Origin of the sequence: Winogradskyella poriferorum (assembly GCF_050618035.1) — a bacterium.
GTDB classification, from domain to species: domain Bacteria; phylum Bacteroidota; class Bacteroidia; order Flavobacteriales; family Flavobacteriaceae; genus Winogradskyella; species Winogradskyella poriferorum_A.
Genome location: NZ_JBODPY010000001.1, coordinates 31,935 through 47,819, shown reverse-complemented (window position 1 = coordinate 47,819; position 15,885 = coordinate 31,935). Strand labels below are relative to the sequence as shown.

The following is a 15,885-nucleotide window of genomic DNA, read 5'->3' as shown; positions in this document are numbered from 1 at the left end:
AAAAATAGAAATGCAAACGCTTAAAAAAATTCTTGTTTTACTGGTCTTGCCACTCCTTGTAGTAAGTACTGCTAAACATGAGTACTATGTCAGTGTAACAGAGGTTGCTTATGTAAAGGATAAAGGAAGTATACAGATTATTACTCAGATATTTATTGATGACTTCGAAAAACTTATTCAAGAGCGCTATGATGAAACCATAGTTCTTGGTTCTGGTAAAGAATCGCCAAAAACTGAAGGTTATATGAAGCGATATATCGCAGATAAGTTACTTGTCAATGTTAATGGACAAGATGTAGCATTTAATTTTTTGGGTAAAGAATATAAAGATGACATAGTCTACTGTTATCTTGAAATTGAAAATATTTCAGACATAAATTCCATAAGTATTCAGAATAGGGTGCTTTTTGATGTTTTCTCAGAACAACAGAATATTGTACGTCTAAAAGTCAATAATATTAACAAGAGTTTTTTGTTAATTTCTGATAAGGATAATTGCTTGTTAAATTTTGATTAAAACCTTCCTCAAACAGCCATAAATTGGCTATTTTCGACATCATTTAAAAAAAAACCAATTTCTTATGAAAATTTTGAAGTATTTCTTATGTGCTACTATGCTGTTCTCTTTTGGAACTTATGCACAAAATGAAATTAAGCCAGAGCGTCAACCTGGTCATACCAACGAAAATAAATTTAAGCAACTCTATGAGGAGTTTTCTACTCCAAATATGTATAGAACTGGTTCTGGTGCACCAGGTCCTGCGTACTATCAGCAACAAGCTGATTACAAAATGGATATAGAGATAGATGATGATAATGCAAGATTATATGGAGATGAGACGATAACCTATACAAATAATTCGCCTGATCAATTAAGTTACTTGTGGGTACAATTAGATCAGAATATGCGTGCAAGAGATTCTAAAACGCCTTTGATTAATAGTACGGGTTTTGGTCCTGCTACAACTTCAAATAGAGCGGTAAAATCTTATTTATCAGAACGCTTTGATGGTGGTTTCAATATTGAGCATGTGAAAGATGTGAATGGAAAAGATTTACCATTTATGATTAATCGCACGATGATGCGCGTAGAACTGCCAAAACCAATGAATACTGGAGACAAATTTTCATTTCAAATAAAATGGTGGTATAACATTAATGATCACGTAAAAGATGGCGGTAGATCTGGTTATGAGTATTTCCCAGAAAATGATAATCGTATTTATGTCATTTCACAATTCTACCCAAGAATGGCGGTCTACAACGATGTTGAGGGCTGGCAAAATTCTCAATTCTGGGGTCGTGATGAGTTTGCATTACCATTCGGAAATTTTGACGTAAACATTACAGTACCTGCAGACCATATCTTAGATGGTACTGGTTATCTTACCAATAGAGAAGAGGTATTTACAAAGGAAATGATGAAGCGTTACAAAAAGGCCAAAAAATCTTATGATGAGCCTGTTGTAATTGTAACTGAAGAAGAGGCAAGAGTTACTGAAAAGTCTAAGAGTAAGGATAAGAAAACTTGGAAGCTGTCAGCTCAAATGGTTCGTGACTTCGGTTTTGCTACATCGCGCAAATTTTTGTGGGATATGATGGCAGTGAAGTTAGAGACTAAAGACGTTATGGCTGTGTCTCTTTATTCGAAAGAAGGAAATCCACTTTGGGGAGAATGGTCTACAAAGACTGTAGCGAGTACACTAAAGAGTTATTCGCGTATGACATTTGATTATCCTTACCATAAAGCTATTTCTGCACATGCACCAATGGGTATGGAGTACCCAATGATTAGTTACAATTTTGGGCGCCCTAATCCAGATGGAACATATTCAGATCGTACTAAGTTTGGTATGATGAGTGTTATTATCCACGAAGTAGGGCACAACTGGTTCCCTATGATTATTAATAGTGATGAGCGTCAATGGACATGGATGGATGAAGGTCTTGATACTTTTGTTCAGTACATTGCTGAACAAGATTTTGGAGAGTGGTATCCTGATGCACTTTCTGAAGGTCAAACAGCTTATCCTTCAAGACGAGGTCCTGCTAAGAATATCGTAAGATATATGGGTGGAAACCAAGATTTTATTGCACCTATAATGACTAAAGGGCTTAATACCTACCAATTTGGAAGTAATGCTTATGCAAAACCGGCAACAGGACTTAATATATTAAGAGAAACTATAATGGGTCGTGAATTATTCGATTATGCATTTAAAGAATATGCTAACCGTTGGAAATTTAAGCATCCTACACCAGAAGATTTCTTCAGAACAATGGAAGATGCATCTGCTGTTGACCTAGATTGGTTCTGGAGAGGATGGTTCTACACAACAGATTATACTGATATTGGTGTTAAAGAGGTAAAGAAATATGCCGTAACAAATACACCTAATGAAGAAGGAAAGCAATTAGCAGAGCGTTACAGAATAGATCCTAATAGTTTGGTATACTTTATTGAAGAAGGTAAAGAAGGTTATGAAGAAGCATTGGCGAGTGAAGGAGGAATGGAGAACTTACCAACAGTAAAAGAATACCTGATGGATAACTTTACACCTGAAGAAAGACAAGAATTAAAGTCTACACCGAAGTACTTTTATGAGGTAACTTTTGATAAACCTGGTGGATTAGTAATGCCATTAATTGTGGAATACACCTATAAGGACGGGACAAAAGAAAAAATAACTTATCCAGCTCAAATTTGGAGATTGAATGATAAGGAAGCAAAAAGAGCTATTGCAAGTGATAAAGAAATAGTTTCAATTATAGTAGATCCTGATTTAGAAACTGCTGATGTTGATACGTCTAATAACTCATGGCCAAGAGAAGTTAAAGAAAGTGAGTTCGACAAGTTTAAGAATCAATTAAAAGACTAAAAACCTATATATAATATTAAGCCGACTTTAATAGGTCGGCTTTTTTTATTAACTAAAGTCACTCTATATTTGCATTGTGATTTATTTAAAGACATTTTTATTTATAGGAGGTACCGAAATAGTATTTATACTATTTATTGTTGTTCTCGTTTTTGGTGCAGACAAATTACCTGAGATTGCAAGAGGATTAGGTAAGGGTATGCGCACGCTAAAAGATGCAACTAATGATATTAAGCATGAAGTAACAAAAAGTGCTAAAGAAAATAATGTTATAGATACAGAGGTAACTAAAAATATTAATGAGGAATTAAATAAAGTTAAGGACGATCTTGAAGATTTTACAGGATCGTTAAAACGCGATCGCTAAATTTATTTTTTTCTACTGATTGTAAGGCCATCTCTTATAGGTAAAACAATCGTTTCGATCCTATTATCATTTTTAAGAAGATTATTGTATTCCAAAACCGATTTTGTGGAAATATCCTTTGGGTTAAGTTTCTGAACTACTTTACCATGCCAAAGCACATTGTCGGATAATAGTATGCCTCCACTTTTTAGTTTATCAATAACTAGATGAAAATAATTTGAATAATTAGGTTTGTCAGCATCTATAAAAATGAGATCGAATTCCTCTTTGATATTTGGTATAATATCTATGGCATTACCAATATGTTGCACTATTTGATTTCCAAAGCCAGACTTGTTAAAGTACTTTCTTTGAAAGTCTTCTAGTTCTTCGTTGATGTCGATAGTATGAATTATACCATTTTTATCTAAGCCCTCAGCGAGGCACAATGTGGAGTAACCAGTGAATGTTCCAAGTTCTAATATCGACTTAGGAGAAATGAGTTTAGAGAGCATACTTAGAACACGTCCTTGATAAGGACCACTTAACATAATTGGTTGTAAAACTTTTTGATAGGTTTCTCTTGTAAGCTCCTGTAGTAATTGTGGTTCGTCCTCGGAGTGGTCTACAATATATTTATCGAGCGCTTCAGGTAAAAAGTACATTAACTCAAAATTCTATTAATAAGGGCGTCTTTGGCTTTGGTATCGTCTCCACAAAGCCATTGGATAACATTGTCTTCCCAAATCTCGCTTTTTTCTTCTTCTGTGATGATATTTCTATCAATAGCTAAATCTAAAATTTTCCCTGGATAAGAAGATTGTTGTTCGCTTTCCATTTCGCCTAATGGATAGGGATCATCTAATCCCATAATAACTTGTTTTGAAGTCTGATTTTTAATCAGTAATTCTAAAGAACCTGTATCATGTACAAGTGTATCAAAAAAGATATTTTTATGACCAACAGCTTTCCTTGGATGTATTTTATCTTCAAATAAATCGGGTCTACCATCAAAACCTTGAATTCGTCTTCCAAGATTAATCTGTGCAAGTTGTCCGCCATGAGCAAAACAAACACGCATATTCTTATACTTCTCGTAATAGCCATTTAAGGTTAAAAAATGATAAGCATCGGCACATTGGGCTAACATCCAGATAAGATGAAAACGCCAAGACGTATTTTCTAATTTTATAAATTTTTCACCGTCATAAGGATGAATTTCAACAGCAAGATTGTATTTATCAGCAAGTTCAAAAATAGGTTCATTTTCTTCATCAAAAATACAACGCCATGTCCCTATAGTATCCATGTAGTGTGTTGGCAGACAAAGTAAGCGCATGCCCAAAACTTCTACACAGCGTTCTATTTCCCAGCAGGCACCTCTAACAAAGCCAGGATGTACAACAAATCCACAGGTAAATTTGCTTGGATGATCATGTTGTATCCTAGCATTAAAATCATTTTGAAACCGTAAAGCTTGCTTCATTTCTTCAAGACGAAGACCGTTTCCATACAATTGTGAAAGGTTTAGAACAACAGCATGGTCAATTTTAAAATGCTCCATCCATGCCAGCTTCTCATCTAAAAAGAAACTAGAATCGGTTATGGGTCTATTCCAGTCCTTTTGAAGCATAAATTTTCGGTCTTTATCTACCCAAAAAATACCTTTATCTCTCATAAAATCTGGTATTTCTTCTGGATAGGGAAGAAGATGCGAATGACCGTTAATTCTTAGTTTTCGTTTTTCCATTTTGTTTTCTAAACGCAAAAAGGGATTTCATTAAGTTTAAATTTATGAAGCGCCCAAAACTTCATGCCTTACTTTTTCTTTTATTATATCTATCGAATATTGCAGGCATATCAGTCTCAATATTGTCTAAAGTGAATTCTTCTTCGTACTCTAGACTTCCGTCCTCTTCGTACCATTGCAATTTATCTTTAACTCCTTCTGGACGTGGATATTCAATAACTAAACCTACTGTGTTTGGTCCTCTTCTTGGTGAGTGTGGGATTTTTGGTGGTAATACAAAAATTTCACCTTCTCTTATATGTATATCTTTGGATTCACCATCTTCCATGACTTTCAGGATGATATCACCTTCAATCTGATAGAAAAACTCAGGAGTTTCATTATAGTGATAGTCTGTTCTACTATTCGGTCCACCAACTACCATCACGATTACGTCGGCATCTTTCCAAACTACTTTATTGCCAACAGGTGGTTTTAATAAATGTCTATGTTCTTCAATCCAAGCTTTAAAATTAATGGGAGGAAATAATTTACTCATGATTTTTGAATTTGATTTTGCTTCCTATAAAATTACAAACTTTTTGTTCGGCCACCATCAACAGGGAGGTTTATTCCGTTGATATATCCAGCTCTTCCACTAGCTAAAAATGTTATAGCATCTGCAAGTTCTTCTGGGTTAGCAAAACGCTTTGCAGGGACCGTAGCTTTCATTGCATTAGAAGCCTCTTCGATAGACCTACCTGTTTTTGTCGCTTTATTTTTAATAATTTCTGAAAGGCGCTCTGTACTTGTTGCACCAGGTAGTACATTGTTGACAGTGATACCAAAACTGCCTAGTTCATTTGCCATAGTTTTACTCCAATTGGCTACCGCTCCTCTAATGGTGTTACTCACGCCTAATCCATCTAAGGGTTGTTTTACAGATGTCGAAATAACGTTAATAATTCTACCATAATCTTCACTTTTCATATAAGGCACTGTTGCTTGTACCAGTATATGATTGCATTTAAGATGCTGTGTGAAAGCATTTTCAAATTCCTCTACTTTTGCCTTAAAAATTGGTCCTCCTGCTGGACCACCAGTATTATTAATTAATACATGAAAGCCATGGTTTTTGTCAATGTAATTTTCAATTTTTTCCTTTAGCTCTGAAGGATTAGAAAAATCAGCAACGATATAGTCATGCTTTCTATGCTGAGGTAATGTTGCCAGTGTGGCCTTGAGTTTTTCTTCGTTTCTTGCTACAAGGGTAACGATAGCTCCTTCATTAGCCAAGGCGATTGCTGTTGCTTTACCAATACCTGCTGTACTACCGCAGACTAAAGCGTACTTATTGTTGAGTTCTAAGTTCATTTATTTTGCAAATTTGAAACTGTCAAATACTGTGTCTGCCACAGTAACGAATTGATCATATTCAGCAGTAGATGAAGAAAAAGTCAATACGTAGGCCTTCCCATTATAAAGTGTAAATAACTGCTTAAATTTCAGAACCATCCCATTACCAAAATCCGCAGACCATATAATCTCTCTAGATTCTTGGCCATCTAATTTAGATGTAGTTTTTGATTCTAATTTAGAATTTGGAATTTGTGTTAGAATTTGATCTATAGAAAGTTGAGCATATTCATCCATAGTAAGATTTTGACCGCCTAAGTTTTCCGTTGTCAAATTTATATTCTCTCTAAATTTATCATTATTCTGTGTTGATTCATCTGATAATAAAAGAAATTGCATCCCAGGTTGTGATAATTGACTGCTAGACTCCCAATCGGTTGGATAAGAAATTGCAAAATCATCTTTTTTTAGCAATTGATAATCAGATTGGGCATTTAATCCTAAAAATGCCACAAATAGTAGGCTAGTTAAAAATTTGGTTTTCATGATGTTTGGTTTTTATGATGTATAAAAGATACGGAAACTAGTTAACAGCTCCAATTTGATCTAATATTTGATGCAAATATTTTTTGGCTCGGTAAAAAATCGAAGCGCTTCAAACCCACCTTCTCGTCCAACTCCAGAGGCTTTTACACCACCAAATGGTGTTCTTAAATCGCGCATCATCCACGTGTTTACCCAGACTATTCCAGCTTCTAATTTTGAAGAGAATTTCATGGTTCTGGTTAAGTTGTTTGTCCATAAGGTAGCAGATAATCCATATTTTACCTTATTGGCCATAGTTAGTACTTCTTCTTCCGTAGTGAAGGGCATTAGAGTGACAACTGGCCCAAATATTTCTTCCTGATTTACCCGACATTCATCATTATGAACCTCAATAACTGTTGGTTGTAGATAATATCCATCTTCAAAACCTTCAACTGTTACCTCTTTGCCTCCATATAATATATTAGCACCTTCTGCTTTAGCGATCTCAATATAGCTTTTTACCTTTTCAAGATGTGGCTTAGAGACCAGTGCACCAATATCTGTACTTTTTTCCGAAGGGTGTCCAACATTAAGCTGCTTTACTTTATCAATAAAGTCAGCTTTAAATTTATCGTAAATGGATGCTTCAATAAAAATGCGACTCCCACAAAGGCATATTTGTCCTTGATTTGCAAAGGATGAACGCACTGTGGTGGCTAACATATGATCATAATCACAATCTGCAAATATGATATTTGGGTTTTTTCCGCCCAGTTCAAGGGATAGTTTTTTAAACATAGGAGCTGCAACTTTGGCTATGTGCGCTCCAGTAGCTGTTCCACCTGTAAAAGAAATTGCTTTAATGCCAGGATGTTCTATAATGGCTTGGCCTGTGCTAGAACCTAAACCATGTACAATATTTAAAACACCACTCGGCAGACCTGCTTCATTACATATCTCGCCTAACATATATGCTGTCATTGGAGTAACCTCACTAGGTTTTGCCACTACACAGTTGCCAGTAGCTAAAGCAGGCGCAATTTTCCAAGTGAACAGGTATAGCGGTAAATTCCAAGGTGATATACAGCCTACAACACCAATGGGTTGTCTTAAGGTATAGTTGATGGCATTTTGCCCTACAGATTCATGACTTTCACTAGCAAATTGCGTAATTGCGTTTCCGAAAAATCTAAAATTACTAGCGGCACGAGGGATGTCAACCGTTTTTGCTAGTGATAAAGGTTTGCCATTATCAATGCTCTCAGCTTCCGCAAAACGCTGAAGATTTTCTTCCAATAATTCTGAAATTCTAATGAGAATTCGACTACGCTCTTCTAATGTGGTTTGCGACCACTGACTAAAAGCAGATTTGGCAGCTTCAAAAGCTTCTTCAACGTCTTCGGACGACGAGTTTGGGATTTGGCCATAAACATCGCCATTAGAAGGATTATAATTATCTATCCAATTGTTATTAATTGGATTTTGAAAGTTTCCGTTTATGAAGTTTTTAATGTTACTCATAAATTATTTTCACTGTCTAAAGCTCTGTTTGTAGGATTGCGATACACGTTTTAATGCCATCTCTAATATTGCCTAAACGAATATTTTCATTTGGGCTATGTTGGTTGTTGTCCATGTTTACTGTAGGAACAATAATTGCTGGTATATCTAACGTTTTTACTGCAGATATAATAGGCACTGTTCCTCCCATCGTTCGTATTGAAATTGGAGTTTCGCCATAAAATTCTGTAAGACTGGCTCTCAATGCAGAGCCTAATGGAGAGTTTAAATTTGTTCTAAAGGCATTTACTCCATTTGATCTCGTAAATTTTACAATTTTAGAATTTCTGAGCCGTTCTTCATCACTTGGGTCCCTGTCTAAAACTGTATACCCTAAATTTTCAATATGCGTTTTTATTTTATCTAGTTGTTGTTTTCCATCTGTTTCCCTTACCAATCTTACATCAATATTTGCACTTGCTATTTCTGGAATAACAGTTTTGGGTTTATCTCCTTTCCAAGAAGTTTCGATTTGTCTTACATTTAACGATGGGTACTGAAGTGCCTCTTGGTAATTATTACCCACTTTTTCAGATTGATTAATGCCAAGTCTTAAATTTAAAGCCTCAAGGTCATCAGGGACATTATTAAGAATCTTTTGCTCCTCTGAAGACAATTGAATCCCAGAGTAAAAATTATTAATAAGAACCTTGCCGTTTTCATCCTTCATACTAGATAAAATTCTAGATAGTGAGAATACAGGATTTGGAACATAGTTTCCATAGTGGCCACTGTGCTGTGGTAGTTTTGCACCATAGGTCGTGATTGTACATGTGGCAATACCACGACAACCAAATGTTAAGGTTGGTCTGTTAGATTCGTGAGCAGGTCCATCCATAATGATCATGGCATCCGATGCGTAACGGTCCTTGTAAGTATTTATGGTGGATAAAAACGCATCAGACCCATATTCTTCTTCAGGATCAAATATTATTTTAATATTGAAAGTAGGCGCCTTTTCTGCTTTATTTAAAAATTTTAATGCATTTAATAACATAACTATAGGAGCTTTGTCATCGGCTGCAGCTCTTGCAAAAATCCGCCAGTTATCATTTAAATCTTTATTTATTGCCTCCCAGCTGAGCGTTTCCCATTTACCATTGCTGTCTTGACGCTTTAAAACTGGGTTAAATGGATCTTCTTGATCCCAATTTTTTGGATCTACAGGTTGGCCATCAATATGAAAATAAAACAATACTGTTTTATATTCTGAATTATAGACCTTCTCTAGAAGTAACAATGGTAGTGTAGAAGATTCAAGTAAATTTACTTTAAAACCAAGAGCGCTATAATGGTCTGCAACCCAATTTATGTTTTTTAGCATAAGATCCATGTCTTCAGGCAGATTAGGAATGCTCACAAAAGACTTATGCTGAACTACAACTTCTTTTAAATTTTCCTCAATGATTTTGTCCCAATTTGTCTGAGCATAGAGGCATACATTAAATATGCAAATGGAAAAAAGTATTGGAAAATTAAATTTCATAGAGAATACTTTCTAAGATTAGGATTTCTTGTAAGCCATAACTTTAATCTCAACTACTAGATCGGGATGAGGTAATTGATGCACAGCTACAGTAGTTCTGGCAGGACCTGTTTCCTTATCAAAAAACTCAGCATAAGCCTTGTTGTAACCTGCAAAATCATTCATGTTTACTAAAAACGAAGTCACATCTACTACATTCTTTAAGGATGCACCTACAGTTTGCAGATTTCGTTCGATGTTCTTTAATACTTCTCGAGTTTGCGTTTCAATATTAAGGCGCTTGGTACCCATTTCATCAATAATGTCAACACCAGCTATACTGTTATCTGGTCGTCTTGAACTTGTACCAGAAACAAAAATAAAATCACCGACTTGTTTTACGTGAGGATAAGCACCTCGTGGTGTTACTTTTTTATTATCCATAATTTATTATTGTAATCCAGCCACTCTATCGTCTTGAAGAATGGCTTCCGTTTCTTCTTTAATTTTTCTCAAAATATGCTGTAATTCAGCAATATTTGAATCATCATATGGCGTAGTTATATCTCTATCTACTAACATATTTAGTATGGCCTTGTCTTGGGCACGTCCTCTAAGCATCGCTTCCCTATAGCCAATATCTTCATTAAAGGTAACTAAACTATATTTTGAAAAGTAGTTATTCGGGAAGTGTTGTTCTAAGGCCATTTCTATTTTTCGCTTTTGCTGAAAAATAGGGTTGGCAACATGGTCTCTCATTTCATAAAAGTTGTCTAAAGCCAAATCAGCAATGGCATCTGTGTCTTTTTTTCGGGTCTTCCCAAATTCTGAAAATATGGCTTCCCAATCGCCTTCGAACTTATCGAGCACAGCATCAAATTCCACTACATCTTCAAATGAAGCATTCATACCTTGACCATAAAAAGGAACGATAGCATGAGCAGAATCTCCCATTAACAAGGTGTTACCTTTATAATGCCAAGGAGAACACTTTACAGTTCCTAATGGAGCTGTCGGATTTTCGAAGAAATCGTCAACTAAGTTTGGCATTAACTCTAAAGCGTCAGGAAACTCCTTCTTAAAGAATTCAGTAACCTTTTCTGGAGAAGTAAGATTATTAAAATTGAATTCGCCTTCATTATAACTTAAGAAGAGCGTAACGGTAAAACTTCCATCTAAATTTGGCAGTGCTATAACCATAAAGTCACCTCGAGGCCAAATATGCAGGGCGTTTTTAAAGGTTTTGTATTCACCATTTTCATTAGGTAAGATGGTCAACTCTTTATAACCATGGGTAAGATATTCTTGAGAAAAACTAAACAAAAATTTCTTTTCAAGATAATAACTCTTCCTTAAAGCAGATCCTGCACCATCTGTGGCAATAATACAGTCTGCATCTTCAATAAATTCCTCTTCCGTTAGGTAGTCTTTAAAACGTGCAGTTGTATTTTCAAAATCTACAGATTTACATTTTTTATTGAAATGAATAGTCACATTTGGATGCTTTTCGGCTTCATCTAGAAGCAAAGCATTAAGTCCTCCACGAGAAATCGAATTAATATATTCATCGTTTCGACCACTATAGTTAGACATAAAGGTATTTCCATCTTTGTCGTGTAGCATTCGTCCATGCATTGGTATACAAAGTTCTTTGACTTTGTTTTCTAGACCAACGAGTTTCATACCCTTGTTACCACGATCTGAAAATGCTAAATTAATAGAACGACCTGCCGAGATATCGGTTTTACGTAAGTCTGGTCGCATTTCATAAACTGTTACATTATAACCTCGCTGTCCCATGCGTAACGCTAATAAGCTTCCACATAAGCCAGCACCAATTATCAGAATGTTTTGTTTTTGATTAGCCATTCAAAATTACCTTTAATCGTTCTACCATGTTATAAATATCTTCAAATGAATTATATAGTGGGACAGGTGCGCAACGGATAACATCTGGTTCGCGCCAATCACTAATTATACCTGCTTCCGTAAGTTTATCATGAAGTGTCCTATCCGCATTTTTCACCTGAATAGACAACTGACAACCACGTTCATTTTTATCTTTAGGTGTAATTATTTTTATGCTGTCATTGCCAATACTATTAGCTAAAAATTCAAAATAAGCAGTTAGTTTGTGAGATTTTGAAATAAGATTATTCATACCTGCATCAGCAAAAATATCTAACGATGCTTTTATTGCTGCCATAGATAGAATAGGAGGATTACTTAGTTGCCATCCTTCTGCTCCTGGTAACATATCAAAATCATCACGCATTTTAAAACGTGTTTCTTTATTATGACTCCACCAACCAGTAAAACGGTTTAATTCTTTGTTGTAGGCATGCCTTTCGTGCACAAAAACACCACTGAGACTTCCTGGTCCAGAATTAAGATATTTGTAACTGCACCATATGGCAAAGTCAGCTCCAGAATTATGTAAATCTAAATTTACATTACCAGCACCATGAGCACAGTCAAAACCAACGACGCAACCATAACTATGACCTAATTCTGTGATGCGTTTTAAGTCAAAAAATTGCCCTGTATAGTAATTAACACCACCAATCATAATCAAGGCGATTTCATCACCATGATTATTCAGGATCTGCTCTAAATCTTCATATCGAAGCAATTCTTCTCCCTCGCGAGAATTCCAAAGCAACAGTCCGTCTTTATCATCAAAACCATGATGACGTAATTGCGATTCTACCGCATATTTATCTGAAGGGAAGGCATCACCTTCTATAAGAATTTTATAACGTTTGCTTGTGGGTCTGTAAAAGGATACCATCATTAAATGAAGATTCGTGGTAAGTGTATTCATTACCACAACTTCAATGGGTTTTGCACCTACAACTTCTGCCATTTTATCGGTAAGCAACTCATGATAGGATAACCATGGGTTTTTACCATGAACATGACCTTCTACACCAAGTTTAGCCCAATCATTTAATTCTTGGGATATATACTCTTGCGTTAATTTAGGTTGTAATCCAAGTGAGTTGCCGCATAGGTAAATACTATCCGATCCGTCGCTATGTTTTGGAATATGAAATTGATGTCTAAAATGAGAAAGTTCATCATCTTTATCTAACTGAAGCGCGCATTCTAAGCCTGATTTAAAATCGTACAATGCAGAAATATTTTACGGTTGCTAACAAAAATAAGAATTAAAGATGAGGCAGTAAAGCCAATTTTTCGCTCAATAAAATTCATTATCTTTAAGGAAAAGAGATAAAAATGGGCAAAACAAAAGAGTATTCAAACGGAGAAGTTACAGTAGTTTGGGAAGCAGACAAGTGTATTCACTCAGCAATGTGTGTCAAAGGCTTGCCAAGTGTTTTTCAGCCTAAAGAAAGACCATGGATTAAAATCGATGCTGCAAGTACCGATGAATTGGTAAATACAGTTAAGAAGTGCCCATCAGGTGCGTTGAGCTATTATATGAATGATGCGTCTGATAAGTCAGCTCAGAAGTTAGAAACCCAAGTTGAGGTTTTAGAAAATGGACCGCTTTTGGTTTATGGAACCTTAAACGTAACGCACAAAGACGGTTCTAAAGAAACAAAGAATAGAACCACTGCTTTTTGTAGATGTGGCGCATCACAGAATAAACCTTATTGTGATGGTGCACACGTAAATCATGAATTTAAGGGATAAAAAAAGCGCCTTGTTAACAAAGCGCTGGTGAAAATATATAGACGCCCAAGGGCGGAAAATGTAAGATATACGTTTAAAGTCGAAACTAAGACGCGAACCTTACATTGTAGGTTACAAAAGTAATGCCAAAATTTAATTTAAATGTTAGTCTAATGTTATGCTTACATCAGCAAAGTTTAAATTCCACTTACCCTCGTCCTTTTTGTGATCTATGGCTACTTTAATTCCATTAAAATCTTGATAGTTTTCAAATGTTGTGGCTAACGAAGGTGTCTCAGAATTTCCTTGTCTAAAAACCCATTCTTTAATTAAATAATTCTCATCGTAAAAAATGTCGTAGGCATCTCCAGGTGTATAGCCACCTTCAGACGGATAGGTGATGGTTATCATGTCTAAAGTTTCTTTGCTTAAAGGTGATTCTTTTTTAACCGGTTCTGAAAGTGTTGCTGAAGCATCCCAAACAAGTTGAAAAGGTACTAAGAACCAATATTTATCATTTATAAAAGCTCTGTCAGCGCCAATATGACTACTGTCCATCTCGTGTCTTTTGTAGTTTACTTTAGCGTTACCAACAGTCATTGTAATTTCATTCTTTTTGGGTTTCCATATCCAAGATCTTCCATTACCTTTTACGGTATCTCTATCAACTTTAAAAGTGAATTGGACTTCTGAAACATTATCCCAGTTTTCAAATCCATGTGCGTTAGCAATTTTTTCAGCTACAGACAATTCTTTTTCTTCTTCAGATAACTTTGTCTCATTATTATCTGATTTGCAGGAAAAAATTAATGTCAAACAAATTAGTACTGCAGAAATATATCTCATATTAAAACTTATTATAATTTAGAACAAAATTAAGCAAGGATGGATGAGCATACTAATTATTTTGAGGTAAATAAGGAAACTTGGAACAAAAAGGTTGAGGTGCATGCAAAGAGTGAGATGTATAATTTACAGGCATTTAAAGATGGTAAGACCTCATTAAATTCTTATGAATTAAGTGCATTGGAGCATGTTGAAGGGAAATCTCTATTACATCTTCAATGTCATTTTGGTCAAGATACACTTAGTTGGAGTAGGTTAGGAGCAAAATGTGTTGGTATTGACTTGAGTGATGAAGCAATAAGGCTAGCTGAGCAATTAAATGAGGAACTTCAGCTCGATGCAAATTTTGTGTGTTGTAACGTTCTGGATACGTCGAATTTTGTTACCGAATTATTTGATATTGTTTATACTAGTTATGGTGTTATCGGTTGGTTGCCCGATTTGAAACCTTGGGCTAAAATGATTACGGAACGCTTAAAACCAGGAGGTGTTTTTTATATGGTAGAATTTCATCCAATACTTTGGATGTTTGATTATGTTGACGGTAAAGCTGAGATGAGGTATCACTACAATCAAAATGAGGTTATATATGAGGAATATGAAGGCACCTATGCTGATGGATCTTCTAAAATCGTAAGCAAAGAGTATGGTTGGAATCATGGATTGAGTGAAGTTATAAACGCACTCATTGAATCTGGTTTAGAGATCGAGTACCTTAATGAGTATGATGAAAGTCCTTATGATGTGTTTCCTAATTTAATTAAAACCGAATCAGGTATGTATAAATTAGAAAACCAATTATACCCAATGCTGTTTGAGATAAAAGCAATAAAAAAGTAATGCCTGTTTTGATAACAGGCATTATATTAATGTTTAGAGTTTTCTTTAAGTAGTTCAGGGAACTTCGACTTAAATTTATTTAATCTCGGAATAGAAACAGCTCTCACATAACGCTGATTTGGATTTCTTTTTTCAAAATCTTGATGATACCCTTCGGCAATCCAGAACTTTTGAAATGGATAAACTTCAGCCGCAATTGTTGCGTCTAGTTTTTTAGCGAGTGCTTCCTTTTTTGCCTCTATTATTTTCTTTTGATCGCTATTTTGATAAAATATAATTGATCGGTATTGAGGTCCTCTATCTGGTCCTTGCCCTAGAACTTGTGTTGGATTTTGAGAACCAAAATAAACATCTACTAAGGTAGAGAAGTTAACAACGTTAGGGTCATATATTACTTCAACGGCCTCAGCGTGTCCAGTACGTCCTGTATTACTTAACTCATATGTTGGGTTTTCAGTAAATCCACCAGAATAGCCACTAATTACTTCTTCAACACCTCTAACACTTTCATAAATAGCCTCTACACACCAAAAACAGCCACTTGCAAAATAAGCTCTGGCCTTACCATTTTTAATTGGTACTTCAACAGGTTCTGCATCTATAACAGCCTGTTGTTTAGGGTTTACTTGTGCTTGGTTATGACAGCTGAAACAAACAGCTATGCTTAATAAAAAAAATAATTTCTTCATCTTTTGTT

General features: G+C 35.3%; 17 protein-coding genes. 5 read left to right on the top strand and 12 right to left on the bottom strand.

Features of this window, described 5'->3' with window-relative positions; genetic code table 11:
* The first annotated feature begins 10 nt into the window (after positions 1–10).
* The 3 genes from ACRHOC_RS00230 (at position 11) to ACRHOC_RS00220 (ending at position 3,246) form a co-directional block, all read left to right on the top strand.
* A complete protein-coding gene (locus ACRHOC_RS00230; protein ID WP_431156478.1) occupies positions 11–517 on the top strand; it encodes a DUF6702 family protein in 507 nt (168 codons plus the stop codon).
* A gap of 64 nt (positions 518–581) precedes the next feature.
* Positions 582–2,879, top strand: a complete 2,298-nt coding sequence (locus tag ACRHOC_RS00225; RefSeq protein WP_431156477.1) for a M1 family metallopeptidase — start codon at positions 582–584, stop codon at positions 2,877–2,879.
* 76 nt (positions 2,880–2,955) lie between these two features.
* Positions 2,956–3,246 carry a Sec-independent protein translocase subunit TatA/TatB gene (locus ACRHOC_RS00220; protein WP_431156476.1) on the top strand — a complete coding sequence of 97 codons (291 nt, stop codon included), beginning with the start codon at positions 2,956–2,958 and terminating at the stop codon, positions 3,244–3,246.
* 2 nt (positions 3,247–3,248) lie between these two features.
* On the opposite strand, the gene ACRHOC_RS00215 is transcribed toward ACRHOC_RS00220, so the two are convergent.
* The 10 genes from ACRHOC_RS00215 to kynU all read right to left on the bottom strand — a co-directional run bounded on the left by ACRHOC_RS00215 (position 3,249) and on the right by kynU (position 12,996).
* Positions 3,249–3,890: an O-methyltransferase gene (locus ACRHOC_RS00215; protein ID WP_431156475.1), complete on the bottom strand. Its 642-nt coding sequence runs from the start codon at positions 3,888–3,890 to the stop codon at positions 3,249–3,251.
* Positions 3,890–4,975, bottom strand: coding sequence for an amidohydrolase family protein (locus tag ACRHOC_RS00210; RefSeq protein ID WP_431156474.1), 1,086 nt, complete (start codon positions 4,973–4,975; stop codon positions 3,890–3,892). Before ACRHOC_RS00210 ends, ACRHOC_RS00215 begins: the two co-directional genes overlap by 1 nt.
* A gap of 61 nt (positions 4,976–5,036) precedes the next feature.
* Positions 5,037–5,513, bottom strand: a complete 477-nt coding sequence (gene nbaC / locus ACRHOC_RS00205) for a 3-hydroxyanthranilate 3,4-dioxygenase (RefSeq protein WP_431156473.1) — start codon at positions 5,511–5,513, stop codon at positions 5,037–5,039.
* Positions 5,514–5,545: 32 nt separating this feature from the next.
* Positions 5,546–6,328 carry an SDR family oxidoreductase gene (locus ACRHOC_RS00200; RefSeq protein WP_431156472.1) on the bottom strand — a complete coding sequence of 261 codons (783 nt, stop codon included), beginning with the start codon at positions 6,326–6,328 and terminating at the stop codon, positions 5,546–5,548.
* Positions 6,329–6,856, bottom strand: coding sequence for a PsbP-related protein (locus ACRHOC_RS00195; protein WP_431156471.1), 528 nt, complete (start codon positions 6,854–6,856; stop codon positions 6,329–6,331). It abuts the gene before it with no gap.
* A gap of 60 nt (positions 6,857–6,916) precedes the next feature.
* The gene (locus ACRHOC_RS00190; RefSeq protein WP_431156470.1) at positions 6,917–8,359 is read right to left on the bottom strand and encodes an aldehyde dehydrogenase; all 1,443 of its coding nucleotides are present in this window, start codon (positions 8,357–8,359) and stop codon (positions 6,917–6,919) included.
* 16 nt (positions 8,360–8,375) lie between these two features.
* Entirely contained in the window at positions 8,376–9,884 is a 1,509-nt protein-coding gene (locus ACRHOC_RS00185) for a M20/M25/M40 family metallo-hydrolase (RefSeq protein ID WP_431156469.1), read from the bottom strand.
* Between the two features lie 18 nt (positions 9,885–9,902).
* Positions 9,903–10,307 carry a RidA family protein gene (locus ACRHOC_RS00180; protein WP_431156468.1) on the bottom strand — a complete coding sequence of 135 codons (405 nt, stop codon included), beginning with the start codon at positions 10,305–10,307 and terminating at the stop codon, positions 9,903–9,905.
* Between the two features lie 6 nt (positions 10,308–10,313).
* Positions 10,314–11,732: an FAD-dependent oxidoreductase gene (locus tag ACRHOC_RS00175; RefSeq protein ID WP_431156467.1), complete on the bottom strand. Its 1,419-nt coding sequence runs from the start codon at positions 11,730–11,732 to the stop codon at positions 10,314–10,316.
* Positions 11,725–12,996 (bottom strand): kynureninase, encoded by a 1,272-nt coding sequence (gene kynU, locus ACRHOC_RS00170; RefSeq protein WP_431156466.1) that lies wholly within the window; start codon positions 12,994–12,996, stop codon positions 11,725–11,727. Before kynU ends, ACRHOC_RS00175 begins: the two co-directional genes overlap by 8 nt.
* A 107-nt stretch (positions 12,997–13,103) precedes the next feature.
* On the opposite strand from kynU, the gene ACRHOC_RS00165 reads away from it, so the two are divergent.
* A complete protein-coding gene (locus ACRHOC_RS00165) occupies positions 13,104–13,523 on the top strand; it encodes a (4Fe-4S)-binding protein (protein WP_431156465.1) in 420 nt (139 codons plus the stop codon).
* A 144-nt stretch (positions 13,524–13,667) separates the two neighbouring features.
* Here the strand turns inward: ACRHOC_RS00165 and ACRHOC_RS00160 are convergent, their stop codons facing one another.
* Positions 13,668–14,318, bottom strand: a complete 651-nt coding sequence (locus tag ACRHOC_RS00160; protein ID WP_431156464.1) for a hypothetical protein — start codon at positions 14,316–14,318, stop codon at positions 13,668–13,670.
* Between the two features lie 69 nt (positions 14,319–14,387).
* Between ACRHOC_RS00160 and ACRHOC_RS00155 the strand changes: the two genes are divergently transcribed.
* The gene (locus tag ACRHOC_RS00155; protein ID WP_431156463.1) at positions 14,388–15,188 is read left to right on the top strand and encodes a class I SAM-dependent methyltransferase; all 801 of its coding nucleotides are present in this window, start codon (positions 14,388–14,390) and stop codon (positions 15,186–15,188) included.
* Between the two features lie 26 nt (positions 15,189–15,214).
* On the opposite strand, the gene msrA is transcribed toward ACRHOC_RS00155, so the two are convergent.
* A complete protein-coding gene (gene msrA / locus ACRHOC_RS00150; RefSeq protein ID WP_431156462.1) occupies positions 15,215–15,877 on the bottom strand; it encodes a peptide-methionine (S)-S-oxide reductase MsrA in 663 nt (220 codons plus the stop codon).
* Between the last annotated feature and the right edge of the window lie 8 nt (positions 15,878–15,885).

Coding starts and splice junctions, on each gene's coding strand:
- ACRHOC_RS00230 (WP_431156478.1), top strand. CDS start 11: ATGCAAACGCTTAAAAAAATTCTTGTTTTACTGGTCTTGCCACTCCTT.
- ACRHOC_RS00225 (WP_431156477.1), top strand. CDS start 582: ATGAAAATTTTGAAGTATTTCTTATGTGCTACTATGCTGTTCTCTTTT.
- ACRHOC_RS00215 (WP_431156475.1), bottom strand. CDS start 3,890: ATGTACTTTTTACCTGAAGCGCTCGATAAATATATTGTAGACCACTCC.
- ACRHOC_RS00210 (WP_431156474.1), bottom strand. CDS start 4,975: ATGGAAAAACGAAAACTAAGAATTAACGGTCATTCGCATCTTCTTCCC.
- nbaC (WP_431156473.1), bottom strand. CDS start 5,513: ATGAGTAAATTATTTCCTCCCATTAATTTTAAAGCTTGGATTGAAGAA.
- ACRHOC_RS00200 (WP_431156472.1), bottom strand. CDS start 6,328: ATGAACTTAGAACTCAACAATAAGTACGCTTTAGTCTGCGGTAGTACA.
- ACRHOC_RS00195 (WP_431156471.1), bottom strand. CDS start 6,856: ATGAAAACCAAATTTTTAACTAGCCTACTATTTGTGGCATTTTTAGGA.
- ACRHOC_RS00190 (WP_431156470.1), bottom strand. CDS start 8,359: ATGAGTAACATTAAAAACTTCATAAACGGAAACTTTCAAAATCCAATT.
- ACRHOC_RS00185 (WP_431156469.1), bottom strand. CDS start 9,884: ATGAAATTTAATTTTCCAATACTTTTTTCCATTTGCATATTTAATGTA.
- ACRHOC_RS00180 (WP_431156468.1), bottom strand. CDS start 10,307: ATGGATAATAAAAAAGTAACACCACGAGGTGCTTATCCTCACGTAAAA.
- ACRHOC_RS00175 (WP_431156467.1), bottom strand. CDS start 11,732: ATGGCTAATCAAAAACAAAACATTCTGATAATTGGTGCTGGCTTATGT.
- ACRHOC_RS00165 (WP_431156465.1), top strand. CDS start 13,104: ATGGGCAAAACAAAAGAGTATTCAAACGGAGAAGTTACAGTAGTTTGG.
- ACRHOC_RS00155 (WP_431156463.1), top strand. CDS start 14,388: ATGGATGAGCATACTAATTATTTTGAGGTAAATAAGGAAACTTGGAAC.
- msrA (WP_431156462.1), bottom strand. CDS start 15,877: ATGAAGAAATTATTTTTTTTATTAAGCATAGCTGTTTGTTTCAGCTGT.